The organism is Novosphingobium sp. FG137 (assembly GCF_057809735.1).
Map to the genome: position 1 here is coordinate 230123 of NZ_JBMDKN010000003.1, position 26816 is coordinate 256938.

24 protein-coding genes are annotated in these 26816 nt (G+C 65.3%); 14 read left to right on the top strand and 10 right to left on the bottom strand.

Going from position 1 to position 26816, the window contains the following annotated elements; translation table 11 throughout:
- Positions 1 to 3: 3 nt before the first annotated feature.
- The gene (locus ACODS2_RS10645) at positions 4 to 1893 is read left to right on the top strand and encodes an XrtA/PEP-CTERM system amidotransferase (RefSeq protein WP_488998782.1); all 1890 of its coding nucleotides are present in this window, start codon (positions 4 to 6) and stop codon (positions 1891 to 1893) included.
- Between the two features lie 126 nt (positions 1894 to 2019).
- Here the strand turns inward: ACODS2_RS10645 and ACODS2_RS10650 are convergent, their stop codons facing one another.
- Complete coding sequence (locus ACODS2_RS10650) at positions 2020 to 2370, bottom strand: hypothetical protein (RefSeq protein WP_488998783.1); 351 nt, start codon at positions 2368 to 2370, stop codon at positions 2020 to 2022.
- Here ACODS2_RS10650 and ACODS2_RS10655 point away from each other — a divergent pair.
- Complete coding sequence (locus tag ACODS2_RS10655; RefSeq protein WP_488998784.1) at positions 2350 to 4263, top strand: EAL domain-containing protein; 1914 nt, start codon at positions 2350 to 2352, stop codon at positions 4261 to 4263. The genes ACODS2_RS10650 and ACODS2_RS10655 overlap by 21 nt on opposite strands.
- A 291-nt stretch (positions 4264 to 4554) precedes the next feature.
- Here ACODS2_RS10655 and zapE read toward each other — a convergent pair whose 3' ends face one another.
- From zapE to ACODS2_RS10675, 4 genes are all read right to left on the bottom strand, one after another.
- Complete coding sequence (zapE, locus tag ACODS2_RS10660) at positions 4555 to 5673, bottom strand: cell division protein ZapE (RefSeq protein WP_488998785.1); 1119 nt, start codon at positions 5671 to 5673, stop codon at positions 4555 to 4557.
- Positions 5670 to 6140, bottom strand: a complete 471-nt coding sequence (locus tag ACODS2_RS10665) for a PaaI family thioesterase (protein WP_488998786.1) — start codon at positions 6138 to 6140, stop codon at positions 5670 to 5672. Before ACODS2_RS10665 ends, zapE begins: the two co-directional genes overlap by 4 nt.
- Before the next feature lie 39 nt (positions 6141 to 6179).
- The gene (locus ACODS2_RS10670) at positions 6180 to 6962 is read right to left on the bottom strand and encodes a succinate dehydrogenase iron-sulfur subunit (RefSeq protein WP_298165550.1); all 783 of its coding nucleotides are present in this window, start codon (positions 6960 to 6962) and stop codon (positions 6180 to 6182) included.
- A gap of 249 nt (positions 6963 to 7211) precedes the next feature.
- Positions 7212 to 7394 carry a Flp family type IVb pilin gene (locus ACODS2_RS10675; protein WP_298173024.1) on the bottom strand — a complete coding sequence of 61 codons (183 nt, stop codon included), beginning with the start codon at positions 7392 to 7394 and terminating at the stop codon, positions 7212 to 7214.
- A 303-nt stretch (positions 7395 to 7697) separates the two neighbouring features.
- Here ACODS2_RS10675 and ACODS2_RS10680 point away from each other — a divergent pair, with 303 nt between their 5' ends.
- The gene (locus tag ACODS2_RS10680; RefSeq protein ID WP_298173026.1) at positions 7698 to 8330 is read left to right on the top strand and encodes a class I SAM-dependent methyltransferase; all 633 of its coding nucleotides are present in this window, start codon (positions 7698 to 7700) and stop codon (positions 8328 to 8330) included.
- Between the two features lie 90 nt (positions 8331 to 8420).
- Here the strand turns inward: ACODS2_RS10680 and ACODS2_RS10685 are convergent, their stop codons facing one another.
- The gene (locus tag ACODS2_RS10685) at positions 8421 to 11228 is read right to left on the bottom strand and encodes an Rne/Rng family ribonuclease (RefSeq protein WP_488998787.1); all 2808 of its coding nucleotides are present in this window, start codon (positions 11226 to 11228) and stop codon (positions 8421 to 8423) included.
- Between the two features lie 670 nt (positions 11229 to 11898).
- On the opposite strand from ACODS2_RS10685, the gene ACODS2_RS10690 reads away from it, so the two are divergent.
- The 7 genes from ACODS2_RS10690 (at position 11899) to ACODS2_RS10720 (ending at position 20112) form a co-directional block, all read left to right on the top strand.
- Positions 11899 to 12783 (top strand): N-acetylmuramoyl-L-alanine amidase family protein, encoded by an 885-nt coding sequence (locus tag ACODS2_RS10690; protein ID WP_488998788.1) that lies wholly within the window; start codon positions 11899 to 11901, stop codon positions 12781 to 12783.
- Between the two features lie 49 nt (positions 12784 to 12832).
- Positions 12833 to 15376 (top strand): penicillin-binding protein 1A, encoded by a 2544-nt coding sequence (locus ACODS2_RS10695; RefSeq protein WP_488998789.1) that lies wholly within the window; start codon positions 12833 to 12835, stop codon positions 15374 to 15376.
- 96 nt (positions 15377 to 15472) lie between these two features.
- The gene (locus tag ACODS2_RS10700) at positions 15473 to 16015 is read left to right on the top strand and encodes a peroxiredoxin (protein ID WP_298173038.1); all 543 of its coding nucleotides are present in this window, start codon (positions 15473 to 15475) and stop codon (positions 16013 to 16015) included.
- Between the two features lie 89 nt (positions 16016 to 16104).
- The gene (gene prfB, locus ACODS2_RS10705; protein ID WP_488998790.1) at positions 16105 to 17232 is read left to right on the top strand and encodes a peptide chain release factor 2; all 1128 of its coding nucleotides are present in this window, start codon (positions 16105 to 16107) and stop codon (positions 17230 to 17232) included.
- A 29-nt stretch (positions 17233 to 17261) separates the two neighbouring features.
- Positions 17262 to 17981 (top strand): class I SAM-dependent methyltransferase, encoded by a 720-nt coding sequence (locus ACODS2_RS10710; protein ID WP_298173044.1) that lies wholly within the window; start codon positions 17262 to 17264, stop codon positions 17979 to 17981.
- A gap of 9 nt (positions 17982 to 17990) precedes the next feature.
- Complete coding sequence (locus tag ACODS2_RS10715; RefSeq protein ID WP_488998791.1) at positions 17991 to 19400, top strand: NAD(P)H-dependent flavin oxidoreductase; 1410 nt, start codon at positions 17991 to 17993, stop codon at positions 19398 to 19400.
- 4 nt (positions 19401 to 19404) lie between these two features.
- Complete coding sequence (locus tag ACODS2_RS10720) at positions 19405 to 20112, top strand: lipase family alpha/beta hydrolase (protein ID WP_488998792.1); 708 nt, start codon at positions 19405 to 19407, stop codon at positions 20110 to 20112.
- A 17-nt stretch (positions 20113 to 20129) separates the two neighbouring features.
- On the opposite strand, the gene ACODS2_RS10725 is transcribed toward ACODS2_RS10720, so the two are convergent.
- Genes ACODS2_RS10725 through ACODS2_RS10735 form a run of 3 tightly spaced genes read right to left on the bottom strand, consistent with a single transcriptional unit; the run spans position 20130 to position 22941 of the window.
- Positions 20130 to 20555 (bottom strand): ester cyclase, encoded by a 426-nt coding sequence (locus ACODS2_RS10725; RefSeq protein ID WP_488998793.1) that lies wholly within the window; start codon positions 20553 to 20555, stop codon positions 20130 to 20132.
- Position 20556: 1 nt separating this feature from the next.
- On the bottom strand, positions 20557 to 21864 hold the full coding sequence (locus tag ACODS2_RS10730) for an ammonium transporter (RefSeq protein WP_488998794.1): 1308 nt from the start codon (positions 21862 to 21864) through the stop codon (positions 20557 to 20559).
- Positions 21865 to 21897: 33 nt separating this feature from the next.
- A complete protein-coding gene (locus tag ACODS2_RS10735; RefSeq protein WP_298173058.1) occupies positions 21898 to 22941 on the bottom strand; it encodes a 2-hydroxyacid dehydrogenase in 1044 nt (347 codons plus the stop codon).
- Positions 22942 to 23046: 105 nt separating this feature from the next.
- On the opposite strand from ACODS2_RS10735, the gene ACODS2_RS10740 reads away from it, so the two are divergent.
- Positions 23047 to 23517 (top strand): SH3 domain-containing protein, encoded by a 471-nt coding sequence (locus tag ACODS2_RS10740; RefSeq protein ID WP_298173062.1) that lies wholly within the window; start codon positions 23047 to 23049, stop codon positions 23515 to 23517.
- 93 nt (positions 23518 to 23610) lie between these two features.
- Here the strand turns inward: ACODS2_RS10740 and ACODS2_RS10745 are convergent, their stop codons facing one another.
- Positions 23611 to 24819, bottom strand: coding sequence for an acetyl-CoA C-acyltransferase (locus ACODS2_RS10745; RefSeq protein WP_488998795.1), 1209 nt, complete (start codon positions 24817 to 24819; stop codon positions 23611 to 23613).
- Positions 24820 to 24937: 118 nt separating this feature from the next.
- Between ACODS2_RS10745 and ACODS2_RS10750 the strand changes: the two genes are divergently transcribed.
- The 3 genes from ACODS2_RS10750 to ACODS2_RS10760 all read left to right on the top strand — a co-directional run bounded on the left by ACODS2_RS10750 (position 24938) and on the right by ACODS2_RS10760 (position 26815).
- Complete coding sequence (locus tag ACODS2_RS10750; RefSeq protein ID WP_488998796.1) at positions 24938 to 25687, top strand: prepilin peptidase; 750 nt, start codon at positions 24938 to 24940, stop codon at positions 25685 to 25687.
- 199 nt (positions 25688 to 25886) lie between these two features.
- Positions 25887 to 26261 carry an NADH-quinone oxidoreductase subunit A gene (locus ACODS2_RS10755; protein WP_298173075.1) on the top strand — a complete coding sequence of 125 codons (375 nt, stop codon included), beginning with the start codon at positions 25887 to 25889 and terminating at the stop codon, positions 26259 to 26261.
- A complete protein-coding gene (locus ACODS2_RS10760) occupies positions 26258 to 26815 on the top strand; it encodes a NuoB/complex I 20 kDa subunit family protein (protein ID WP_488998797.1) in 558 nt (185 codons plus the stop codon). Before ACODS2_RS10755 ends, ACODS2_RS10760 begins: the two co-directional genes overlap by 4 nt.
- The last annotated feature ends 1 nt before the right edge of the window (position 26816 follow it).

Consider the following 26816-nt stretch of genomic DNA (forward strand, 5'->3'; position numbering starts at 1 on the left):
CTTATGTGCGGCATTGCCGGGATCTTCCACACCGAGGGCCTGAAGCCCGTCGATCCCGACCGGGTCGCGCGCATGTGCGCGGTCGCGGCGCATCGCGGGCCGGACGGGCAAGGGGTCTGGACCGCGCCGGGGGTGGGGCTTGGGCACCTGCGCCTTGCCATCATCGACCTTGCGGGATCGCCGCAACCGATGGCCTCGTCCGATGGTGCGGCCATGCTGGTGTTCAACGGCGAGATCTACAATTTCCGCGAATTGCGCCGCGAATTGCAGGCCGAGGGCGCGACGTTCCACACCGACGGTGACAGCGAGGTGATCCTCGCGGCCTGGCAGCGCTGGGGGGTGAACTGCCTGCCGCGCCTCCACGGCATGTTCGCCTTTGCGCTCTATGACCTGCGGCAGCGCACATTGCTGCTGGCGCGGGATCGGCTGGGGGTGAAGCCGCTCCATATGGCGACGCTGGCCGATGGCAGCGTGATCTTCGGGTCCGAGCTGAAGCAGCTCCTCGCGCACCCTTCGCTGCGGCGCGAGATCGATCCGCTGGCGGTGGAGGACTACCTCGCCTGGGGCTTTGTGCCCGATACGCGCGCGATCCTGAAGGGCGTGGAAAAGCTGCCGGCAGGGCACTACCGCCTGCTGCGCCACGATGCCCCGCCGCCGCCGCCGGTGCAGTGGTGGGACGTCTCGTTCGAACGCCGCGAGCGTGGGAGCGAGGCCGATCTCGGCGCGCATCTGCTGCACCACCTGCGCGAGGCAGTGACTTCGCGCATGGTCGCCGACGTGCCGCTGGGCGCTTTCCTTTCGGGCGGGGTGGACAGCTCCAGCGTCGTCGCGCTGATGGCCGAGGCGAGCCGCGAGCCGGTGAAGACCTGCACGATCGGTTTCGATGTGAAGGCGCTCGACGAGACCGACTATGCGGGCCGCATAGCCGCGCAATATGGCACCGAACACCATCAGCGGATCGTCGGCGCGGAAGACTTCGCGCTGGTCGACACGCTCGCGGCGATGTTCGACGAACCGTTCGCCGATGCCTCCGCCTTGCCGACCTACCGCGTCTCGCAACTGGCGCGCGAACATGTGACCGTGGCGCTATCGGGCGATGGGGCGGACGAAGCCTTTGCCGGATATCGCCGCCAGACCTTCCAGCACCGCGAGGAGCAGGTGCGCGCCTTCCTGCCCGCTGCGGTGCGCCGTCCGCTGCTGGGCGGGCTCGGCGCAGCTTATCCGAAACTGGACTGGGCCCCGCGCCCGCTTCGCGCCAAGACCACGCTGCTCAGTCTCGCTGGGACCGGCGAGGAGGGCTATGCGCGGGCGCTGGCGGTGACCGGGCCGGAACTGCGCATGGGCCTCTATTCCGACGAATTTCGGCGCCTGCGCGGGGATTACCGCGCCGAGCAACCATTCGTGGAGCTGATGCGCGGAGCGCCAGCGCGCAGCGGGCTGGACCGGGCGCAATATGCCGATCTCAAGTTCTACCTGCCCGGCGACATCCTGACCAAGGTCGACCGCACGAGCATGGCGGTGAGCCTTGAGGCGCGCGAGCCGCTGCTCGATCATCGCCTGATCGAATTCGGCGCGCGCCTGCCCGAACGGGTGCGCGTGCGCGGGCGGACAGGCAAATGGCTGATGAAGGAGGCCATGCGGCGCTATCTTCCCGAGGATATCCTGTTCCGGCAGAAGATGGGATTTGTCACCCCCATCGCCGCGTGGCTGCGCGGGCCGCTGGCAGGAGAGGCGCGGCAGGTGGTTTCCGGCGGGACTCTCGCCCGCACGGGCTGGTTCGACACCGCCCGTCTGGCGGCTTTGGCCGAGGCGCATATCGCCGGGACGAGCGATCACAGTCGGCTCATCTGGCAATTGCTGATGCTGGACCGAAGTTTGAAGATAATCCTTTAAAAACAGATTATTAAAGGCGTACACGGCTGAATCCGTTTGTCGAATATTAAACCTATATAAACCATTTCGGACTATGGCCGGGTGTCACCAACCCTATTTGGGCGGTCCATGCGGCGGGTTTTGCGATCAACATTGGGTTTTTCCCTCCTGGTGGCGTTGCTCCTCGCAATGTTCGCCACGGGAGAGCCGTTGGCGCATTCCTACTGGAATGTGGTGTTCAAAAGCCTCCGGCGTGACGCTCCCACGAACACCGTGCTGCTGACTGTGGATGACCGCAGCGGGTGGACGACTGCCGAACAGGCCGATCTGCTGAACAAGCTTCGCCGGCAAATGCCGCGCCGGGTCTTCTTCGATGCGACAATTCCGGCCGGAGAAAGCAAGGCTGGCGACACCGCTTTGATGCAGGCGCTGCAAAGCTTCGATTCCGATATTGCCGTTGTCGCGCGCGCCGAGAAGATGGACGACTTCGACGATCACGCCTTCACCTTGCCATCGGCACAGGTGGTGAGGAACACGAAGGTCGTGGCGTCCGCTTGGCGCTCCAATTTTGTCTACTACGCGATTTCCGCACCCTACACGGTCACGATCCATGGCCGGGAATATCAGACATTGGGTGCGGCGCTGGCTGGCGTGCAGAGCGGCGTCGAATCCGACTACTATCCAGATTTTTCAATTGATCCCCAATCAATTCCCCGGGTCCGCTCGCAGGACATTCTGAGCGGGGCACCCCTGCCATCCGGTCTCGCCGGGCGTACGGTGATCGTGACCTCGCTCGAGCGGGTTCCGTCGATCCGGTACTTCGGGCACCGGCTGGTTCCGGCCGTCGCGCTCGATATCGCTGGTGCGGCGGGTCTCGCCCTGCCGTTCTCTGTGTCATTCGGCCAGAAGTTCGGTTCGATCCCCATGCTGCTGTTGGCCGCGTTGATGGTGGTGCAAGGCGCTCGGGCAAAGCGGCGCGCCAAGCTGGCATGGTACGTCGCGACCGTTGCCACGATCATCGGTCTGCCTGCTCTTTTGCGCACACAGGGTATCGTATTTCCGCCGGACTGCGCGCTGATCTTCATTTCCGTCTATGCCGCGCTGCGCCTTTGGCAAAAGCGGGCACGGCGAATCCAGCTGACGAGCGCTGCCGGCCTGCCCAACCTCCTTGCGTTCACCAACGGCACGATGCCGGTGGGGGCAGACATGGTCGTGGCAGTTGTCGCGCGGTATGAGGAAATGCTCGCAACCTTGCCGCATGAACTGCACGGCGAATTTGCCCGTGCCATTGCAAGACGCATAACCGCAGGTTCCGGAACGGACACGATCTACCATGGCGAAAGCGGCCAGTTTGCCTGGTCCGAAGAAGCGCGTCCGCTCGAAACGCAGCTCGACCACCTTGAAGGGCTGCGCGCCCTGTTTGCCTCGCCGCTCCAGATCGGGGCGCATACGTTCGATACGAACATCCATTTCGGCCTCGATCGCAACGAGGGGCTCGATGTGCCGACCCGGCTCAATTCGGCTCTCGCCAGCGCCAACCAGGCCATGGCGAGCGGCCGATCGATCGAGATGTTCGAGGCCAGCCGCCTGGCAGAAGCGCCGTGGGAGCTTTCGCTGCACGCGCGGATCGAGGAAGGCCTGCGCAATGGCGAGATCTGGCTTGCATTCCAGCCGCAGTTCGACCTGACCAACAATCGCATCTGTGGGGGCGAAGCGCTGATCCGCTGGAACCATCCGACACGCGGTGCGATTGCGCCCGATGCCTTCATTCTTCAGGCAGAACGCGCCGGCCGAATCGATGCCCTGACCTACTGGGTGCTCGATCTGGCGATCACCGCGACACTGGCGCTCAATACGCGAGGGCCGCGGTTCCAGATGAGCATCAATCTTTCGGCGCAGATGGTCGACAAGCCTGATCTCGTCAGCAACTTTTCCGAGATCGTGCGCCGCCGGGGTATCGATCCTGCGCTGCTGACGGTCGAGATCACCGAGACTTCCAGTGTCCGGAACCGGCCCGCAGCCTGCCAGAATCTGGCACGTCTGCGTGAACTGGGCTTCCGCCTTTCCATTGACGATTTCGGGACCGGCGAGGCGAGCCTTGCCTATCTGGCCGACCTGCCGAGCGACGAACTCAAGATCGATCGGCGCTTTGTCGCCCGGATGATCTCGAGCCCGCGGGACCGGATCATCGTCGCCAATACCATCAGTCTTGCTCATGCACTGGGCCAGAGGGTCGTCGCCGAGGGTATCGAAGACGCGCCGACGCTCCAACTCCTGCGCGACCTCGGGTGCGACTGCGCGCAGGGTTATCACCTCGGCAAGCCGATCGCCTTTGCCGAATTCGAGAAGGATTACGATGCCAGTCTGAGGCAAGGACGGCGATCCGTTTAGACGTTGTTAACCAAACCCATTAGTGATAAAAGCGTGCAGTCCACTTTTCGGGAGGCACTCATGCTTTGGCACTGGCTGTTTAAGTGATCGACCCAAGATCACCGGTTTCCCGGTGGTCTTGCATCGTGAATGGCGCGAATCGCTCAATATGAGCGCTCAAGGTGCAACTGCCTTGGGCGCTCATATTTTTTGTTCGGGTCACGCAGACTGACTTTCGAAGCGGAAGACGGTTAACGCAATCGCTTCGGATTTGGAGCAATTTGCTCTAGCTGCGTACGCAGCGGCGAAAGTTCAGGCTTCGCCGTGGCCCAGCGCGAGATACTCGCGGCTCTGCATCTCGATCAGACGGCTGACCGTACGCTCGAATTCGAATCGGCCGTCACCCGCAGGGTAGAGATCCGCTGGCTCTGCATCGGCTGTCGCGATCAGATTAACCTTGTGCTCGTATAGCGCGTCGATCAGCGTGACGAAGCGCGCGGCCTCGTTGCGCTGATCTGGCCCGAGCTGCGGGATGCCGACCAGGATCACCGTGTGATAATTGCGCGCGATGGCAAGATAGTCTGCCGCGCCGCGTGCCTCGCCGCAGAGGCGCTTGAAGCTGAACACGGCCACGCCTTTGAGGCTCTTTGGCACGTGCAGCACCCGCCCGCCGCCAAGATCGAGCGAACCGGTGGGAACATGCAGACTGTCCTCCGGCGGATAGTCCGTCATGCGGAAGAACGCCTCGCGCACCGCGGCCGTTGCCTCGGGTCCATTGGGCACGTGCCAAGTGCCGACACCCTGCATGCGGGCCATGCGGTAGTCCGTGGGGCCGTTGAGCGCGATCACCTCGAGCCGGTTTTCAATCAGCGCGATGAAGGGGAGGAAGTGCTCGCGGTTGAGCCCGTCCTTGTAGAGCTCACTCGGCGCGCGGTTCGATGTGGTGACCACGGTAACGCCGAGATCGGCAATCAGGGCGGTGAACAGGCGGCCCATGATCATCGCATCGGCGCTGTTGTTCACCACCATCTCGTCAAATGCGAGGACGCGCGCTTCGGCCGCGATGGCAGCGGCGACCGGGGGAATCGGGTCGCCGCGCTCCTTCTGGCGCTCGACGCGCAGACGGGCATGAACGTCGAGCATGAATTCGTGGAAGTGCGCCCGGCGCTTGGGGCCTGCTTCCAGCGTATCGTGGAACAGGTCCATCAGCATCGACTTGCCGCGCCCCACTCCGCCCCACATGTAGAGGCCGCGCGGCGGGGCAGGGGGCTTGGCTCCCAGCAGGCGGCCGACGAGGCCGGGCTTTGGGGCGGGCCGCTCCAGCTCCTGCTGGAGCGAATCGAGCCGCGCGGCTGCCGCAGCCTGTTCGGGATCGGGTTTGAGTTCGCCAGCCGCGACAAGCGCGGCATAGCGCTGCACAAGGCCGCTCATCGCGCCGAGGGCTTGCGCACGGTTCCATTGAAGGCGGCGACGAGATGGTCTTCCTGCACCACCGTGCCGCGCAGGAACAGGAGGCGGCGCGTTTCGCGCAGGACTTCCACCACGGCATCAAGCGGCTTGCCGACAATGCCCGCACCGATGAACTGGGTGGACAGATCCAGCGTGACCGAGCCTGCAGCATCGCCATCGATCGCGTGGCGCATGCAGGCGAACAGCGAGACGTCGATCAGCGAAAGCGTGATGCCGCCGTGGACCGCATCGAGCAGGTTGCTGTGGCGGCGCTCCGGAAACATGCGCAGCCGCACCGCCGGGCCGCCACCGGGCAAGTCCTCGCGGCGCACCAGCAACCGGCCCATGACATAGGCATTGAACCGATCCTGATCCTTCAGGTCCCAGGTATACCAGCCGGGATGGTCCGCAGCGGGGCCATAGGTGAAGGCAGCGTTGTCGACGGTCATATCGGTCGGGGGCATGTCAGGCGCGGGGCCGGATGCAGGTCAGAGCGAGCGCTCGACCTGCATCTTCTTGATTTCCGCGATCGCGCGCGCCGGCGAGAGGCCCTTGGGGCAGACGTTGGCGCAGTTCATGATCGTGTGGCAACGATAGAGGCGGAAGGGGTCTTCCAGCTCGTCAAGCCGTTCGCCAGTCATCTCGTCGCGGCTGTCGGCCAGCCAACGGTAGGCCTGGAGCAAGATGGCCGGACCGAGGAACTTGTCGGAGTTCCACCAGTAGCTGGGGCATGAGGTGCTGCAGCAGGCACACAGGATGCATTCGTAGAGGCCATCGAGCTTTTCGCGCTGCTCGGGGCTCTGCAAGCGCTCCTTACCCGAAGGCGTGGGCGAGACAGTCTGCAGCCAGGGACGAATCGAGGCGTACTGCGCGTAGAAGTGGGTGAAATCGGGGACGAGGTCCTTGATCACTTCCATGTGCGGCAGCGGGGTGATGCGAATCTCGCCCTTGAGGTCCGAAATCGCGGTGGTGCAGGCAAGGCCGTTGCGGCCGTTGAGGTTCATCGCGCACGAACCGCAGATGCCTTCGCGGCAGGAGCGGCGGAAGGTCAGCGTCGGGTCCTGTTCGCCCTTCATCTTGATCAGCGCATCAAGCACCATCGGGCCGCACTGGTCGAGATCGATCTCGAAGGTATCGTAGCGCGGGTTCTCGCCGCTATCCGGATCGTAGCGATAGACCTTGAACTTCTGGATCTTCCCTTGCGTGGCCGCCGGGAAGTGCCGCGACTTGCCATTGACCTTGGAATTCTTCGGAAGCGTGAAGGTCGCCATCGAGCCGTCCTTGTTGATCAGATACGTTGATCGGGTTCGAAAAAAGGATGAACAGTCCTTAGCGAAACCGTGGCCGTGGGCAAGGGGGCAGGGGGGCATTCGCACCCTGTCCAAGGTGACAGGTAATCCCTTGTTCGGTGTCCGTGGATGACGGCACCGGCTCACAAGTGGCAACAAGCACTGAGCACAAACGAAAGGGGCGGGGAACCGAAGTTCCCCGCCCCCGAACGTTTCGCTTGCGCGAAGCTCTTAGAGCTTGCCGTCCGAAGCGTTGTTCATCTGGGTCGAAACCAGGTTGAACGTGTTCGACAGCGAGTTGCCCAGCGCGCCCATGGCGGTGATCGCGGCAACAGCGATGAGAGCGGCGATCAGGCCGTATTCGATTGCGGTCGCGCCATCTTCGTTAGCGAGAATGTTCTTGAAAAGCGTCATGTTCGATCTCCTGAGTTGGCGCCCCACGCGCCACTCACCCCTCGTGTCTTCCGTGGTGAGCAAGGCCTTATCTACGCACAACCTTCTAACAATCCCCTAACGCGGAAAAGGGTATGCAGGTTTGGCTGCCGGTAAAATACTTTTATGAATCAGGTGGATGTGGCGCTGAGCGGGCTGTTTGGCGCGAAAACTGTGACACAAAATAGAAATCAATCGACTCGGTGAAACGCTTCACCGCGGCGCTTGTCGGCCTGCGCCGGGGCGTGCAACAACAGCGCCAGTCGGCATGGAGGGGTTAGCGGCATGGGATTCAAGGCATTCTGGGATCGGCACATGGTGCCACGGCTCATCCGGACCTGCTGCGGCGCGGATGCGATCATGGAGCTGCGCGGGCAGGTTGTGCCCAAGGCGCGCGGCGCGGTGTTCGAGATCGGCTGCGGCGGCGGCTACAACCAGCAGTTCTATGACCAAGGCGCGGTCACGTCCTTCGCCGGGATCGACCCATCGGACAAGCTGCTCGATTTCGCGCGGGCGGAAGCGGCGAAGAAGGGCTGGGCAGCGGATATCCGCCATGGCGTGGGCGAAGCGATTCCCTTCGCCAGCGAGAGCTTCGATACGGTGGTGTGCACCTACACCTTGTGCTCAGTGAGCGATCCGCAGCGCGTGCTGGCGGAGATGCGCCGCATCCTGAAGCCGGGCGGGCAGTTCCTGTTCCTCGAACACGGCAGCGCGCCCGATGAGGATGTGCAGCGCTGGCAGCAGCGCATCGAGCCATTCTGGAAGCCGATTGCCGGGGGCTGCCATCTGACGCGCCCGGTTACTGCGGCGGTGCGTCATGCGGGCTTCGAGGTCGACCCTATCGGCAAGGGCTATCTGCCCGGCAATCCGCGCTGGGCAGCGTGGATGGAATGGGGCACCGCAACGCGCCTCGCCTGACCAGGCGCGCTGCGCCCCAGCAAACGAAAGGCCCTCCCCGGCATGGGCGCCGGGGAGGGCCTTCGTGTTTGTGCGCCAGACTGATCTGGATCAGGCGCCGAAGGTGCGCTGCCACCAGCCGCGACGAGGCTCGCCCGGCTTGTCATCAGCCGGAGCAGCGGCGGCAGCCGGTGCTTCTGCCGGTGTTTCCGGCGCGGGCTCGGTGGCAGCGGTTTCCTCTGCGGGTGCAGCGGGTGCCTCTGCTTCGGGCGAATCGCTCTTCTTGCGGCGCGAGCGTTTCGGCTTGGCGGGGGCTTCGGCTTCCGCTTCTGCAACCGGTTCAGCCGCAGGGACTTCGGCAACAACCTCGGCAACCGGCGCTTCCGCTTCGGCGGCTTCGGCCTTCTTGCGGCGCGAGCGCTTTGGCTTGGCAGGGGCTTCGGTCTCGACCTCGGCCACTACCGGTTCCGCAGCGGGCTCGGCTACGGGAGCCTCGGCTTCGACCTCGACCGGCTGGGCATCTGCCTTGCGGCGACGCGAGCGACGCGGCTTGGCAGGTGCTTCCTCGGCTGCCTCGACCAGAACGGGCGCTTCGGCGGCTTCGGCAGCTTCGTCGCCGGCCTTGGTCCCGTCACCTTGGGCCCCGTCATCCTGCGCTTCGTCGCCCTGTGACTCATCACCCTGAGCATCGCCGTCACCACGGCCTCCGCGCCGACGACGGCCGCGGCGGCGGCGCTTGCGCGGTCCGCGCTCGTCATTGCGATCTTCGGAGCGTTCGCCGCCTTCGCTGCGCTCGCCGTCCTCCTCGCCTTCGTCGTCGCCGTCGGCCTCGCCGCCTTCACCTTCGTCGGCTGCCGACTGGGCGATCTCGTTGCCATCACGATCGCGGCCACGGCCCCGGCGGCGCTTGCGGCGCTTGCGACGACCGCCTTCGCCATCTGCCTCATCGCGGTCCCGCCGTTCGCTGCGCGGCTCGTCCTGCGCCTCGGTCTCTTCCTCTTCGGCGTAGTCGTCGTCCTCGTCGATGTCCGTTTCAGGCTCGATGATCGGTTCGAAGCGCGGCACGAACGAGGGCTTGGGCCCACGCGAGGCAACGCGCATCTTGGCGCCTTCGTTCTCGCCTTCAGGGATTACCTCGACCGAAACGCCATAGCGCTCCTCGATCTCGGCCAGATCAGCGCGCTTGGCGTTGAGCACGTAGATCGCCGCTTCCTGGCTGGCATAAAGCGAGATGATCGTGCCCTTGCCCTTGGCGGCTTCGTCCTCGATCATGCGCAGCGCCGAAAGCCCGGCAGAGGACGCTGTGCGGACAAGGCCCGAGCCATCGCAGTGCGGGCAGGCGCGGGTCGTCGCTTCAAGCACGCCGGTGCGCAGGCGCTGGCGGCTCATTTCCATGAGGCCGAAGCCCGAGATGCGGCCGACCTGGATGCGCGCGCGGTCGTTGCGCAGCGCTTCCTTCATCGCCTTCTCGACCTTGCGGACGTTGGAGCCGTACTCCATGTCGATGAAGTCGATCACCACGAGGCCGGCCATGTCGCGCAGGCGCAACTGGCGGGCAATCTCGCGCGCGGCTTCAAGGTTGGTGGCGACCGCAGTTTGCTCGATGCCGTGTTCCTTGGTGGAACGGCCCGAGTTGATGTCGATCGAGACGAGCGCCTCGGTCGGGTTGATCACGAGGTAGCCGCCACTCTTCAGTTGGACGACAGGATCGTACATCGCGGTAAGCTGGTCTTCGGCGCCATAGCGCTGGAACAGCGGCACCGGATCGACATATTGGCGCACACGCTTGGCATGGCTGGGCATCAGGAGCTTCATGAAGTCCTTTGCGGCACGGTAGCCGTGCTCGCCTTCGACGACGACTTCCTCGATGTCGCGATTATAGATGTCGCGGATCGCGCGCTTGATAAGGTCGCTGTCCGAATGGATCAGCGCGGGCGCGGAGGACTTCAGCGTGCGTTCGCGGATCTCGTCCCACAGGCGGGCGAGGTAGTCGAAATCGCGCTTGATCTCGGGCTTGGTGCGCTGGAGGCCAGCCGTGCGCACGATGCAGCTCATCGTGCGGGGCAGCTCGAGCTCGGCCATGATCGACTTGAGGCGCTTGCGGTCTGCCGCCGAGTTGATCTTGCGGCTGATGCCGCCGCCATGGCTCGAATTGGGCATGAGCACGCAGTAGCGGCCCGCGAGGCTGAGGTAGGTGGTGAGGGCAGCGCCCTTGTTGCCGCGCTCTTCCTTGACGACCTGGACGAGCAGCACCTGGCGGCGCTGGATCACGTCCTGGATTTTGTAGCGGCGGCGCAGCGCCATGCGGCGGGCGCGCAGATCGTCTGCCTCACGCGCCTGGGCGCGGGGCGCGCGCTGGCGACGTGGGCGGCGCGAACGGCCGCCTTCGTCGTCGGAGCCTTCCTCGCCCTGTTCGTCACCGGCTTCGTCGCCGCCGTTGCCGTCTTCGTCTTCAAAGCCATTTTCGACGACGCCGCCCTCGATCGTGGCGACTTCGTCCTTCTCCGAAGTATCGACTTCGGTGACGCCTTCGTCGCCATCGTAATCGTAGCGGTCGTCGCCGCCTTCCTCGTCATCGAGGTCGTCGTGCTCGGCCTCGTCGGCAGCGCGCAGTGCGGCTTCTTCCTCGGCGTGGGCCGCTTCCTCGGCTAGGAGCGCCTCGCGGTCTTCCTTGGGGATCTGGTAGTAATCGGGATGAATCTCGCTGAAGGCGAGGAACCCGTGCCGATTGCCGCCGAAATCGACGAAAGCCGCCTGCAACGACGGTTCGACGCGGGTTACCTTGGCGAGATAGATGTTGCCCTTGATCTGCTTGTGATCAGCAGATTCGAAATCGAACTCTTCAATCCGGTTGCCATTGAGCACCGCCACCCGGGTTTCTTCCGGGTGGCGCGCATCGATCAGCATGCGCGTGGTCATTATAAAGTCTCCAGCCGCGCGGCCACGGGGGTGAACCCGGGTTCTGGGCGCGGTTCAATGTGAAAGCGCGATAGCCGTCTTGGCCGGGCCTGGCAGATGCCGGGGCCGGGGCGAGGCGTTTCGCGAATGCGGGTTTGCCGGTTCGGAGCGCGGGAAAGGCCGCTTTTGCGTGCCCGATGCGCTCGCCGCCCGGCGGCGGTTGGTGCGTGTCTGCCCAGATGGCATTCCGTGGGATGGTCCGTGGCGACTGGCACGGACCTATGCACGCCAAGCCTGCGCGGGCCCCTGTGGGGCTCCTCGGCTCGAACGTTGCACGGATTTCCATCAAGACATCAACCTCTGGCGCGAAAAAGGTCGAATACGGCCAAAACCAAGGCCGCGATCCCTTCTTCGCTGGTACTTCAGGTCCGGGCAAAAACCGTGTCAGGGCAACGCCTTGTCCCGATTATCTGTGACGCGCGCGTTAGCACTGCGGCAGGTTTCGGAGGCGGAGCCGAGGCCGATCCGGGCTCGTTCCAGATTGGCACTGCTAGCACCGGAATTACCAACCAGCAATTAAAACCATGACCGGGCGGCTGCGGTCCGATGGCGCTCCCCGATGGCGCTCTGGTGGAACACGTAGCAATTCCTGCTGGACCGCCCGGCAGTCTGCATTGCATAGCCGCGAGCCATGAGAGGGCGTGTGCTGATCGGGGTGGTGCTGGGCGTGCCGTTGGCCGTCATGACGGCAGCCGCGATCCTCATGGCCCTGGCGTTTGCCGCGCCGGCCCGCAATCCCGACTATGTGATCCGGATCGCCCTGCCTTCGGGGGCGGCGCAGATCGGGCTGCCCAAGATCGAAGGCCCGGCCGATGCGAGCCGGCCCCTCGTGGTGATCGATGCCGGGCACGGCGGGCATGACCCCGGCGCGAGCGGGCAGCATGGCGAGCGGGAGAAGAAGATCACGCTTTCGCTTGCGCTGGCGCTGCGCGATGCCTTGCTCGCGGGTGGCCGTGTGCGGGTGGCGATGACACGCGATGGCGACCGCTTCCTCGCGCTCGAGGAGCGATCGGGAATCGCGCGGCGGCTGAAGGCCGATCTGTTCATTTCCATCCACGCCGATGCTTCGGAATCGCCCGAGGCAACCGGAGCGACGGTTTATACTCTGTCCGACCGGGGCTCCGACGCGGTGGCCGATGCAGTCGCGCGGCGGGAAAACAAGTCCGACACCGTGAACGGCGTGGAACTGGGCGGCAAATCCGATGCGGTGACGGCGATTCTGGTGAGCCTCTCGCAGCGCGAAATGCGTGAGCGTTCGAGGGCGTTTGCTGCGCTTGTGCTGCGCGAGGGAGATGGCAAGATGCGCTTCCACACCGATCCGGAGCGTGAGGCGGCGTTCGTCGTGCTGAAATCGCTCGACCTGCCCTCGGCCCTGATCGAGGCTGGCTACATCAGCAGCCCGGACGACGCGCGGGCGCTGGCCAATCCGGGCTGGCGCAAGGGGTTTGCCGCATCCGTTGCCACTGCGATCGAGATCTATCTTGCGCGGACCAACATCGCCTTGGTCGTTCCCTGAAGCTCGCCACTGGCATTTCCGCGAAAGGCCATGCTAAAGCGCCGCGCAGATGGCGAATGATCCCAACCTTCCCGGCGGTGATGGCACTTCGGTGCGTTGGCGCATCCAGCGCAATGCAGCGGGGCTGCTGGGCCGGGCGCGGGAGCTCTGGCGCACGCAGGTCTGGGTACGCCGTGCGGGCTATGCGCTGGGCGTGCTGGCGGTGCTCTATCTGATCCTCTGGGTCACCGTGATCCGCACGCTGCCATCGGCGGACAAGCTGCTCACCTATCAGCCGCCGCTGCCGACCATGGTGCGCGGCAATGATGGCGAGATCGTCTCCAGCTATGCGCGCGAGCGGCGGGTGCAGCTGCGCTATGTCGATTTTCCCGAGCCGCTGATCCACGCCTTCCTTTCGGCTGAGGACAAATCCTTCTTCAGCCATGGCGGCGTCGACATTACCGGCCTGATCGGCGCGATGGTGGACTACACGCTGAAATTCGGTTCGGGCGAGCGCGCACGCGGCGGCTCCACCATCACCCAGCAGGTGGCCAAGAACATCCTGATCGGCAACGAATATTCGGTCACGCGCAAGCTCAAGGAAATGATCCTCGCGCGGCGCATCGAGAGTGTCCTCAACAAGCAGCAGATCCTCGAGCTTTATCTCAACGAGATCCCGCTGGGGCGGCAGAGCTTTGGCGTGCAGGCGGCGGCGCGGGCCTATTTCGACAAAGATGTGGGCGATCTCAAGCTCCACGAAGTCGCGTTCCTCGCGATCCTGCCCAAGGCGCCGGAAACTTATGGCCGCGCCAAGTTTGCCGAAAAGGCGCTGGAGCGGCGCGCCTATGTGCTGGACCAGATGGTCAAGAACGGCTGGGCGACTCCGGCTGAGGCGGCCGAAGCCAAGGCGCAGCCGCTGGGCCTCGTGCCCCGGCGCGCTGAAAACTACACGGCAGATGCGGGCTATTTCCTCGAGGAAGTGCGGCGCCAGCTGATCGACAAGTTCGGCGAGAACGCCGATGGCGGCCCCAACAGCGTCTATGCCGGCGGCCTGTGGGTGCGCACCTCGCTCGATACCGAGCTCCAGACAGCGGCACAGACAGCGCTGCGCACGGGCCTCCTTCGCTTCAGCGGCGGACGGGCCTGGAACGGACCGATCGCCAAGCTCGACGTTTCAGGGAATTGGCAGTCCGAACTCGTCACCAGCAACCTTGCGATCCGCTATCAGGACTGGCGGATCGGCGTGGTGCTGGAGAAGCGCGGCGCCAATAGTCAGGGAGGGGATGGGCGGATCGGATTTTCCGACGGCACCACCGGGCCGCTCTGGGCGATGCCGAGCGCGATGAAGCCCGGTGACGTGATCGCGGCAGCGCCTTCTGGCGGCGGCTGGGCCGTGCGCGTCATCCCCGAAGTTTCCGGCGGCATGGTGGTGGAAGAGCCATTCAGCGGGCGCGTGCTGGCGATGCAGGGCGGGTTTGATTCCCGGCTGGGCTCGTTCAACCGCGCAACACAGGCGGTGCGCCAGCCGGGTTCGACGATCAAGCCGTTCGTCTATGCAACGGCGCTCGACAACGGGATGACCCCAGCCTCGATGGTGCTCGATGGCACGTTCTGCGTCTATCAGGGTGCGGCGCTGGGGCAGAAATGTTTCCGCAACTTCGGCAATGAAGGCGGCTCGGGCAGCCACACGATGCGCTGGGGCCTTGAGCAATCGCGCAACCTGATGACCGTGCGCATCGCCAACGACATCGGCATGGACAAGGTGGTCCGCACGATCAAGGGCGTCGGGATCGGGGATTATCAGCCCTATCTTTCGATGGCGCTGGGCGCGGGCGATACGACCGCGGCGAAGATGGCGAATGCCTATGCTGCGCTCGCCAACCATGGCCGCCAGCACGAGCAGACGCTGATTGACTATGTGCAGAACCGCGATGGCAAGGTGATCTGGAAGGCCGACAACCGCGATTGCTCCGGCTGCAACATGGCGCAGTGGGACGGCAAGCCGATGCCGCGCATGAAGCCGACCGGCAAGCAGGTGATGGACTCCCGCACCGCCTATCAGGTGGTACACATGCTGGAAGGCGTTGTCGTGCGCGGCACGGCGCTGACGCTGGCGGACCTCAACCTGCCGCTGTTCGGCAAGACAGGCACGACCAGTGGGCCTACCAACGTGTGGTTTGCCGGTGGCTCGCCCGATATCGTAAGCGCGCTCTATCTTGGCTATGACCAGCCCCGCAGCCTCGGCGGCTATGCCCAGGGCGGGCGGATCGCCGCGCCGATCTTCAAGGAATTCGTGCAGCGGACCCGGGCGCGCTGGAGCGATACGCCCTTCACCGTGCCCGAAGGCATCCGCATGGTGAAGATCGACCGGGTGACCGGACGGCAGGTCTTTGGCGGGATACCGCAGGATTATGAGCGGCAGGCTTCGGTGATCTGGGAAGCGTTCAAGCCCAACAGCGAGCCGACCCGCACATTCCGGCCGGAAGACCAGACGCTGAAGGACGCGGTGCTCGAGGCGATCCGCAAGGCGCGCGCGGCCAAGGGTGACGGCGCGGGCGAGGACGTACCGGTGGAAGAAGGCGACTTCGTCGAGGACAAGGGCGGCATTTATTGAGTCGTGCCGGGCTGGCAGGAAAATGGGGACTGTCCCTATTTTTCCTGCACCAATTGCCGGTTCCCGCTCGGCAAACTTGCTGATATGCTCCTCTCCATGATCAAGCCAGTTATGGCCGCTGCTGCGGCGCTCGCCCTTCTTGTCCCCGCTGCCGCCAACGCGGAGCTGACCCAGGGTGCTGTCGCGCCCGATTTCACGACGATGGGGGCACTCGCCGGCAAGCCGATGAAGGTGAACCTCAAGGCGCTGCTCGCGAAGGGGCCGGTTGTTCTCTACTTCTACCCCAAGGCGTTCACGCAGGGCTGCACGATGGAAGCGCATGCCTTTGCCGAGGCGACGGCCGATTTCGCCAAGGCTGGGGCCACGGTGATCGGCATGTCCAACGACGACCTGCCGACGTTGCAGAAGTTTTCCACGGCCGAGTGCCGCGACAAGTTTGCGGTGGCGGCTGCTTCGAAGGACGTCATCAAGGCCTATGACGTGTCGCTCAAGGTCGCCGGGATTTCGAGCGGGCTGACCAAGCGCACCAGCTACGTGATCGCGAAGAACGGCAAGATCGTGCTTGTCCATTCGGACATGGACTACAAGGATCACGTGAAGCTCACGCTTGAGGCGGTCCAGAAGCTCAAGAAGGGCTGAGCGCGAGGCGCCAAGCCCCAAGCGCCTCTTTACAAGGCGCGCCGCTTCGCTAAGCGGCTGGGCTCCCGCAATCTGGAGTGAGACCCGTCATGCGTGCCGAAGGGCAGGCCCATATCGACCGCATCGAGGCCGCGCTGCGGCTCGTGCGCAAGTTCCTCGACTGGGACCGCGCGGTGCGGCGGCTCGATGAACTCAACGCGCGGGTCGAGGACCCGAAGCTGTGGGACGATCCCAAGCAGGCCGAAGTGGTGATGCGCGAGCGGCGGCGCCTTGAGGCGTCGATCGGCACGGTGAACGAGATCAGCGCCGAAATGGCCGATGCCATCGAATTCGTCGAACTCGGCGAGATGGAAGGCGACGAAGCGACGGTTGGGGAAGGGCTGGCGAGCCTTGCCGCTCTCGCTGAGCGCGCGGATGCGGACAAGGTTCAGGCGTTGCTGGCGGGCGAGGCGGACGGATCGAACGCGTTCCTCGAAGTCCACGCCGGGGCAGGCGGCACCGAAAGCCAGGACTGGGCCGAGATGCTGCAGCGCATGTATACGCGCTGGGCGGAGCGCCACGGGTTCAAGGTCGATCTACTGGACTATCACGCCGGCGAAGCCGCCGGGATCAAGAGCGCGACGCTGCTGATAAAGGGCGAAAACGCCTACGGTTATGCCAAGACCGAGAGCGGCGTGCACCGGCTGGTGCGCATCAGCCCCTACGACAGCTCGGCACGGCGGCACACCTCTTTCAGCTCGGTCTGGGTCTATCCCGAGATCGACGACGACATCGACATCGAGATCAACCCCGCCGATCTCAAGATCGACACCTACCGCGCTTCGGGCGCGGGCGGGCAGCACGTGAACACCACCGATTCGGCCGTGCGCATCACCCACGTGCCTTCGGGCATTGTCGTGGCCAGCCAGATCGACCGTTCGCAGCACAAGAACCGCGCGACCGCGATGGGCATGCTGAAGGCGCGGCTCTACGAGGCGGAGCTGGCCAAGCGCGAGGCGGCGGCGAGCGGCGAATATGCCGCCAAGACCGAAATTGGCTGGGGACACCAGATCCGTTCCTACGTGCTCCAGCCCTATCAGCAGGTGAAGGATCTGCGCACCGGCGTGGTTAGCACCAACCCGACCGACGTGCTTGATGGCGCGCTCGATCCGTTCATGGCCGCGGCGTTGGCGCAGCGGGTGACGGGCGAGAAGGTGACCGTGGAAGACGACGATTGAGAACGGCTGCGGCCTTTTTGGCCGGGCTGATGGCGCTGACGGCCTGCCGCGCGGCAGATGCCGGCGATACTGATCGTGCGCCGCGCAATCGCGCGTTTCCCAGTGCCGACCGTCCGGTTGCGAAAGTCGTCTCGACCCAGTGGGCGCCAGAGGAAGCGCGCGACAAGCAGGGCGAAGCGACAAGCGTGATGGACGAGGCCGAGGTGGCCTCGGGCATGACCGTTGCCGATATCGGCGCGGGTGAGGGGTACTACACGGTGCGCCTTGCCGCACGGGTGGGCCCCAGGGGGCGGGTACTGGCGCAGGACATCGACGAGGGCGCGCTTGGCCGGCTGGGTGCGCGGATCGAGCGCGAGCAGCTTACGTCGGTCTCGATTCTGCGGGGCGCGCCCGATGATCCGCGCTTGCCGGCGCGCAGCTTCGACCGCGTGTTCATGATCCACATGTACCACGAGATCGCGGAGCCCTATCCGTTCCTCTGGCGGCTGTGGCCGTCGCTGAAGCCTGGCGGCTCGGTTGTGGTGGTCGACGCCGATCGCCCCACCGACCGGCACGGAACGCCACCCGCCTTGCTTTTTTGCGAATTCGAGACAGCGGGCTTTCGCTTGACCGCGTTTCGCCGTAAGCCGGATGTATCAGGCTATTATGCTCAGTTCGTACCTGCGGGCAGCGGGCCGCCTGAGCCGAGCAAGATGCAATCGTGCCATGCCGGTGCCAATGGCTCTGGTGGCAAGGTTGGGGGTCTCTAAGGGAAGACGATGTCTGCGTTCAAGGGTTTGAAGCCGATCCTGTATGGCGGCCGCGAAGTGTGGCCTCTGATCGAGGGCGGCAAGGGTGTTGCGGCAACCAACCATGCGAGTTCGGGCGCGTGGGCAGCCGCTGGGGGCATCGGCACGGTCAGCGCGGTGAATGCCGACAGCTATGACGCGACCGGCAAGATCATTCCGCAGATCTACGAGCAGCTGACCCGCAAGGAACGCCATGAACAGCTGATCCGCTATGGCATCGACGGGGCGGTGGAGCAGGTCCGCCGGGCCTATGATCTGGCGGGCGGAAACGGCGCGATCAATATCAACGTGCTGTGGGAAATGGGCGGCGCGCAGCCGATCCTCGAAGGCGTGCTCTCACGGACGCGTGGGCTGATTGCAGGGGTCACCTGCGGCGCAGGAATGCCTTACAAGCTTTCGGAAATCGCGGCGCGGCATCAGGTATATTATCTTCCCATCGTTTCTTCGGGCCGCGCGTTTCGGGCGCTGTGGAAGCGGGCCTACCACAAGGTGCCGGAATGGCTGGGCGCGGTGGTCTATGAAGATCCGTGGCTGGCGGGTGGGCACAATGGCCTCTCCAACGCTGAGGACCCGAAGAAGCCCGAGGACCCGTACCCCCGCGTGAAAATGCTGCGCGATGTGATGCGCACCGAAGGCGTGCCGGACAGCGTGCCGATTGTGATGGCAGGCGGCGTGTGGTTCCTGCGCGAGTGGGACAACTGGATCGACAATCCCGAGCTCGGCTCGATCGCGTTCCAGTTCGGCACCCGGCCGCTGCTGACCGAGGAGAGCCCGATTCCGAAGGCGTGGAAGGAACATCTGCGCACGCTGGAGCCGGGCGACGTGCTGCTCCACCGCTTTTCGCCGACGGGGTTCTATTCCTCCGCCGTGCGCAACCCCTTCCTGCGCGCGCTCGAAGCCCGCAGCGAGCGGCAGATCCCTTATTCCAAGGTTTCGGCAGGCGAGCACACCGTGCAGCTCGACGTGGGCGTGAAGGGCAAGAACTTCTGGGTGACACCGGCAGACCGCGACCGTGCGCGCACGTGGTTCGGCGCAGGCTTCACCCATGCGCTGCGCACGCCCGATGACACCGTGATCTTCGTGACGACCGCAGAGCGCGAGACCATCCAGCAGGACCAGAAGGACTGCATGGGCTGCCTTTCGCACTGCGGGTTCTCCTCGTGGAAGGACCACGACGACTACACCACCGGCCGCCTCGCCGATCCGCGCAGCTTCTGCATCCAGAAGACCTTGCAGGACATCGCGCATGGCGGGCCGATCGACGAGAACCTGATGTTTGCCGGTCACGCGGCGTACAGGTTCAAGCAGGACCCGTTCTATTCCAACAACTTCACGCCCACCGTGAAGCAACTGGTGGACCGCATCCTGACGGGGGACTGAGGGCTTGGCAGCAGAGTCCGATCCCTCAGGGGCAAAGGCCCCGCCGCGCTGGCGCTGGGCGCTGGAATTCCTGGCCTTGCCGCAGATTCAGGCCGCGCCCTTGCGCCGCCCGGTCGTGGTGCCGCCGTTCGGGCGAGGGCGACCGGTCATCGTGATCCCGGGGCTGCTTTCGAACGACCGTTCGACCGCCCTGCTGCGCAATTCGCTCAGCAAGGCGGGGTTCGTTGTCGAGGGCTGGGAGCAGGGGCTCAACACCGGTGCGCAGCCGGAAAAGATCGCGCGGCTGGAAGAGCGGATTTGCAAACTGGCCGAGCAATCGGGCGAACCGGTCGTGCTGATCGGCTGGAGCCTTGGCGGCATGTTTGCGCGCGTGCTGGCGCAGCGCCATCCGGATGCCTGCAGTCTGGTGATGACTTTGGGTTCGCCCTTTTCGGGTGACCGGCGGGCGAACAACGCCTGGCGCGTCTATGAAGCGCTCAACGATCACACGGTGGATGCGGTGCCCTTTGCCGAGGACCCGGGCGAGAAGCCGCCGGTGCGCACGATCGCGGTATGGTCAAGGCGCGACGGCATCGTTGCGCCGCGCAGCGCGGCGGGCGAGGCGGGGCAGGCGGACCGGGTGGTCGAAGTGCCGTTCAAGCATTTCGAAATGGCAAGCGCGCGCGGGGCGGTACAGGCCGTGTTGGGGTTGCTGCGCGAAGAGCTGGGGTAGGGGCGGGGTGTACGCCCTCAGCCCCGGTTGGCCTGCAATTGCTGGAACACGCCGAGGCGGTCGGCGATCTGCCAATGGCCGGTGAGGCGGTCCTCGGCGTCGAAGCTGTATGAAGTCGCGCCAGACATGCGGATCGTGCGGCCGGTGGCAGGAAAACCGGGGAAATCGCCGAGATGAGTGGCCTCCCAGGCCCATGTCATGATCACGGCGTCCGCGTCTTCGGCCATGCGCAGCGCGGTGAAGCGCTGATCGGGGAAGGGCGCTCTTGACTGGATGAGGCGCTCGGTAAACGCGGCGGGATCCAGCGTGCGGCCTTCCCACGGATCGCCGGGATCGTGGTAGACGGTGTAGGCGGGGGCAAGGTAGGCGGTCACTGCCTCTGCCTCACCCCGGTTCCAGACGGACTCGATGAAGGCAGCGAGGCGAGCCTTGCGTACGCTCACCTTATTCAAACTCCCAGGCGCGTTCGCCGTGGCTGGTGAGGTCGAGGCCCTCGCGTTCCTCGTCCTCGGTCACGCGCATCGGGATCACCATGGCGACTGCGAGAGCGCAGATCACGGTGCCCAGCGCGCTCCATGCGGCGACAGCGCCGACGCCTGCGGCCTGCGCGAAGAACTGGCGGAACAGGCCCATGCCCTCGGCATACCCGGTGCCGCCGAGTGATGGCTCGAGGAAAATCGCGAGCAGCAGCGAGCCGACGATGCCGCCCATGCCGTGGACGGCGAAGACATCGAGCGAATCGTCGATCTCGATCCGGCGCTTGACCAGCAGGATCATCGGGTAGCAGACGGCGGCGGCAGCAAGGCCGAACAGAATTGCGGCGCCCGGCGCGATGAAGCCGGCTGCGGGCGTCACGGTCGCCAGGCCCGCAACCGCGCCGGTGGCAAAGCCGACCGACGTGGGCTTGCCGATGCTGACCTTTTCGATTGCGAGCCAGGCGAGCGCAGCGGCGCATGCGGCGGCATGGGTGTTGATGATCGCCGAGGCGGCATCATCCGTCGCGGCGAGCGAGGAGCCGCCGTTGAAGCCGAACCAGCCGACCCAGAGCATGGCCGCGCCAATCATTGTGAGTGCGGGTGAATGCGGCAGCATCTGCGTGCGCGGGAAGCCGCTGCGCTTACCGATCAGCAGCGCAGCGACCAGCGCGGAAACGCCCGCGGTGGTGTGGACGACGATGCCGCCGGCAAAATCCATCGTGCCGAGACGGCTCGCCAGCCAGCCGCCGCCCCAGATCCAGTGCGCGACAGGGGCGTAGACGATCAGGCTCCAGAGGGCCGTGAACGCGACGACCCAGCCGAAGCGGGCACGATCGACCCAGGCGCCGACCATGAGTGCGGGCGTGATCGCCGCGAACATCATCTGGAACAGCACGTAGGCGCTTTCGGGGACGAGCGTGCCTTCGCGCACATTGCCGAGCTGGCCGAGCATCCACGCCGAGCCGCCGCCCAGCCAGCCGCTCGAAACCGGACCGAAGGCCAGTGTATAGCCCACCACGATCCACAGCAGCGAGGTGATCGCGGCAATCGCACCGATCTGGATGGCAACCGCGAGGAAGCCCTTGGCACGCACCAGCCCGCCATAGAACAGCGTGAGGCCCGGCAGCGTCATCAGGAGGACAAGCGCGGAGGAGGCGAGCAGCCACGCGGTATCGCCGCTATCGGCTGCATCCACGGCTTCAGCGGCCTGGGCGTGGCCCAGCGCGGGCAGCGCAAGGGCGCTGGCGGCAAAGGCCACCGCGAAGAACTTCTTCATTCCGAACACTCCCCCACGCGATTCGCTTTGTTCTTATGCCCAGCCTTCGAGGACCTGATCGGGCGGACGATGCCCATCGGCCCAGAAACGGATGTTTGCAACAACCTTGTCGCCGGAAGCGGTGCGCCCTTCGAATGTGGCGCTGCCCATGTGCGGGAGGAGTGAGACGTTGCCGAGCGCGAGGAGGCGCGGATCGATCTTCGGCTCGTGCGCGAAGACATCGAGCCCGGCGCCGCCGATACGGCCGGCCTGCAGCGCCTCGATCAGCGCATTCTCGTCTACCACATCGCCGCGCGCGGTGTTCACGAGATAGGCCTCGGGCTTCATCAGCGCGATGCGGCGCGCGTCCATCAGCATGTGCGTTTCGGGGGTCGAGGGGCAGTGGAGGGTGACGATATCCGCCTCGCGCACCAGCGCATCGACATCGGCCTCATACCGCGCGCCGACCATGCGTTCGAACGCTTCAGGCAGGCGCTGGCGGTTGTGGTAGACGATCTCGAGCCCGAAGGCGCGGGCGCGGTGGGCGACGGCCTGGCCGATGCGGCCCATGCCGATGATGCCGAGCCGCTTGCCGCTGATGCGGTGGCCGAGGAGGGTGGACGGTGCCCAACCGGCCCAGTCACCCGATCGGATCACGCGGCCACCTTCGGCAAGGCGGCGCGAGACGGCGATGATCAGCGACATCGTCATGTCCGCCGTATCATCGGTAAACACGCCGGGGGTGTTGGTGACGAGGATCTTGCGGGCGCGAGCCGCTGCGAGGTCGATATGGTCCGTGCCTGCACCGAAGCTGGCGATAAGGCCGAGCTGCGGACCGGCGGAGGCAATGAGGTCCGCGTCGATCCGGTCGGTGACGGTGGGGACGAGGACGTGGGCTTCCTGCATCGCGGCGCGGATCTCGTCCTGCGACAGCGCCCGATCATCGGGGTTGAGCGTGACATCGAACAGCTCTGCCATGCGCGCTTCCGTTTCAGGCAGCAGGCGGCGGGTCACGAAGACGCGGGGGCGGCCTTCGATCCGGCGGGTGGGCCGGTAGTCGGCGCCTGGGGAACCTGAGGGCGTGTGGGCTGCGGGCATGGCGTATCGCTATGCCGCCTCGCGCCCTGCGGTCAAGCACCCGGTTGCCCGGACGCGCGAATGCTGTATCGCAGCGGGGGCGGCGAAGATGAAGGAAGGTTGAGCGTGCCCCGGTCTGGAAGGCGAATTGCGATCATTGTCCTGCTCGGCATGCTGATGGGAACACCGGCGCACGCGGCGGATGACGAGAACAGCCCTTACTGGGCCTCGTTGCGCGGCCAGCCGGCCAACTTGCGCGTGGGGCCGGGGCGCGAGTATCGCATCAGCTGGGTCTATGTGCGCGCAGGGCTGCCGATGAAAGTGCTGCGCACGATCGGTGGCTGGCGGCTGGTCGAGGATATCGACGGTGCGCGGGGCTGGATGCTGGCCCAGTTCCTCACCCGCACGCGCACCGCAACGGTGAAAGGCACGGTGGCGGAAATCCGCGAGAATTCGGATGGCAGCGGCCGGCTGCTGTGGCGCGTGGAGCCCGGCGTTACGGGCAAACTCGGCGATTGCGGGCCGGTCTGGTGCAAGTTCGATATCGATGGCCGGCGCGGCTATGTGGCCAAGGCTGCGGCTTGGGGCGCCGAGTAGGCGCGTAGCACGTTACCCCTCCGACCTGCCTTCGGCAGGCCACCTCCCCATTTGTGCTGCGCAAAAATGGGGAGGACCGATAGGGATTCCCGCTTAGACCAGCTCGATCGCGACTGCGGTTGCTTCGCCGCCGCCGATGCACAGGCTTGCAACACCGCGCTTCTTGCCGTGGCGCTGGAGTGCGCCGATCAGCGTGGTGACGATGCGGGCGCCCGAGGCGCCGATGGGGTGGCCGAGCGCGGTGGCGCCGCCGTGGACGTTGATCTTCTCGTGGCTGATGCCGAGATCGTGCATCGCGAACATCGCGACGCAGGCGAAGGCCTCGTTCACTTCGAACAGATCGACATCCGCGACGCTCCAGCTGGCCTTGTCGAGCAGCTTGGTGATCGCGCCGACGGGGGCGGTGGTGAAGTCCTTGGGTGCCTGGGCGTGCGCGGCCATCGCCACGACGCGGGCGACGGGGGTGAGGCCATCGGCGGCGGCAACGCTCTCACGCGTCAGCACCAGCGCGGCAGCGCCGTCCGAGATCGAGGAGGAGGTGGCGGCGGTGATCGTGCCGTCCTTGGCGAAGGCAGGCTTCAGAGCGGGGATCTTGTCCGGCTTGCCCTTGCCGGGGGCCTCGTCGGTATCGACCACGGTTTCGCCGCTGCGCGACTTCACCGTGACCGGCGCGATCTCGGCGACAAAGGCACCTTCGGCAATCGCGGTCTGCGCGCGGCGCAGCGATTCGATGGCGTAGGCATCCTGCTGTTCGCGGGTGAGCTGGTATTCGTTGGCGGTGTCCTGCGCGAAGGTGCCCATGGCGCGGCCGGGCTCGTAGGCGTCTTCAAGGCCATCGAGGAACATGTGGTCATAAGCCGTATCATGGCCGATGCGCGCGCCCGAGCGGTGCTTCTTGAGGAGGTAGGGCGCGTTCGTCATGCTTTCCATGCCGCCCGCGACGACCATGTCGATGGAACCCGAAGCCAGCGCTTCCGCCCCCATGATCAGCGCCTGCATGCCCGAACCGCAGACTTTGTTGACCGTGGTCGCCTGCACCGAAGTGGGGAGCCCGGCGTGGATTGCGGCCTGACGCGCAGGGGCCTGGCCGAGGCCGGCTGGGAGCACACAGCCCATGTACAGCCGCTCAACCTTGTCGCCCGAGATTCCGGCACGCTCGACCGCAGCCTTGACCGCCGTGGCGCCGAGCTGGGTGGCGGGGACATCGGCCAGCGATCCCTGCATCGCGCCCATCGGGGTGCGCGCAAAGGACAGAATGACGACGGGATCGGCGCTCGAGAACGCGGGGGAGAGTTGGACCATGGAAACCATTCCTGTGCTAAGGGACCGCGCCAGGCCCCGGGGTTACGGTTGATGTAGACCCCGGGCGAGACGATTTCAATTCGCGAAGGGGCGCAAATGCTATGCGAGGGCGGGCTGCATGCTGATCGTGTTCATCCTTGGCGCGATGGTGCTGGGCGCGGTGATCGGCAGCTTTCTGGGCGTCGTGCTCATCCGGATGCCGGATGGGCGGCCGCTGGTCATGACGCGCTCGGCCTGCGATACCTGCGATAAGGAACTGGAGCCGTTCGAGCTCGTGCCGATCCTTTCGTGGGTGATCCAGGGCGGCAAGTGCCGCGAGTGCGGCTCTGCAATCGATCGCTGGCAGCTTGCGGCGGAGCTGGGCGGGGCGACAATCGGCGCGATGGCCGTGATGCTGAGCACCTTTCCGATCTGGGCGATGGTGCTTGGCTGGCAGCTGCTGCTGCTCGCGATGCTGGACCTGCGCCATATGTGGCTACCGCGCCAGCTTTCGGCGCTGCTGGGGGCCAGCGGCGCGCTGTTCGCGCTGGTTATGGGCTATTGGTCCGAGGATGTGATGGCCGTTGTCCAGTCCATGGTGGGCGGCGTCTTCGGCTTCGCGGTGCTGTGGCTGCTGGGGCAGGGCTATCTCGCCTGGCGCGGACAGGAGGGTTTGGGAGGCGGCGACCCGCCGCTGCTGGGCGCAATCGGGCTCTGGCTGGGGCCGCTGGGGGTCATCCACACGCTGCTGGTGGCGAGCCTTGGCGGACTGGCGGTTGCCGCCGTGCTGCGCGCCGCAGGGCAGCGCATCACGCGCGATACGATGCTGCCGCTCGGCACCCTGCTGGCGCTGGCGGCGTGGCCGGTGTTCTTGTGGCAGGGGATGTGATATTGCAAATCGGTATCACTTCCTGATCATTCGTATGCAGCGCCACAGCGCACGGAAAACCGTGGGAAGCGGGGTCATCCACAGACAAAAGCTTGGATTTTGAGCCTCATCGGGCGATGCCGCACTTGCACATGGCCACGCCCGGGACTAGGGCGCGGGGCGACATAGAAACAGGCGAGTCAATCCTTTGGCCGAGCAACTGCCTTACCTCGCGCAATATCTGCCGATCCTCATTTTCCTCGGCATCGCACTCGCGCTTTCCTGCGTGTTCGTGTTCCTGCCGATGGGCGTTTCGCGGCTCACCGGGGCACACAACCCCAATGCCGAGAAGCTCAGCGAGTATGAATGCGGCTTCCCCGCGTTCGAGGATCCGCGCAGCCAGTTCGACGTGCGCTTCTACCTCGTGGCGATCCTGTTCATCATCTTCGACCTTGAAGCAGCGTTCCTGTTTCCGTGGGCGGTAAGCCTGAAGGAAAGCGGCTGGGCTGGCTGGGGCACGATGATGGTGTTCCTGTTCGAGCTGATCATCGGCTTCATCTACGCCTGGAAGAAGGGCGCGCTGGATTGGGAATGAGCAACATGACGTCCTCATCGATCATCCCTGCCACTGCGGCGGACCTGCCTGCGGCGCCTGATGCCGCCTTCTTCGACAGCCTGAACGCCGAGGTTTCGGACAAGGGTTTCCTTGTCGTCGGCACCGAGGAACTGTTTCAGTGGGCGCGCACCGGCTCGCTGTGGTGGATGACCTTCGGCCTTGCCTGCTGCGCGGTCGAGATGATCCACGTGAACATGCCGCGTTATGATATGGAGCGCTTCGGCGTTGCCCCGCGCGCCTCTCCGCGCCAGTCGGACGTGATGATCGTGGCCGGCACGCTGTGCAACAAGATGGCCCCGGCGCTGCGCAAGGTCTACGATCAGATGTCGGACCCCAAGTACGTCATCTCGATGGGCAGCTGCGCCAATGGCGGTGGCTATTATCACTACAGCTATTCAGTGGTGCGCGGGTGCGACCGGATCGTGCCGGTCGACATCTACGTACCCGGCTGCCCCCCGACTGCCGAGGCGCTGCTGTATGGCGTGATGCAGCTGCAGCGGAAGATCCGCCGCGCCGGCACGATCGAGCGTTGAG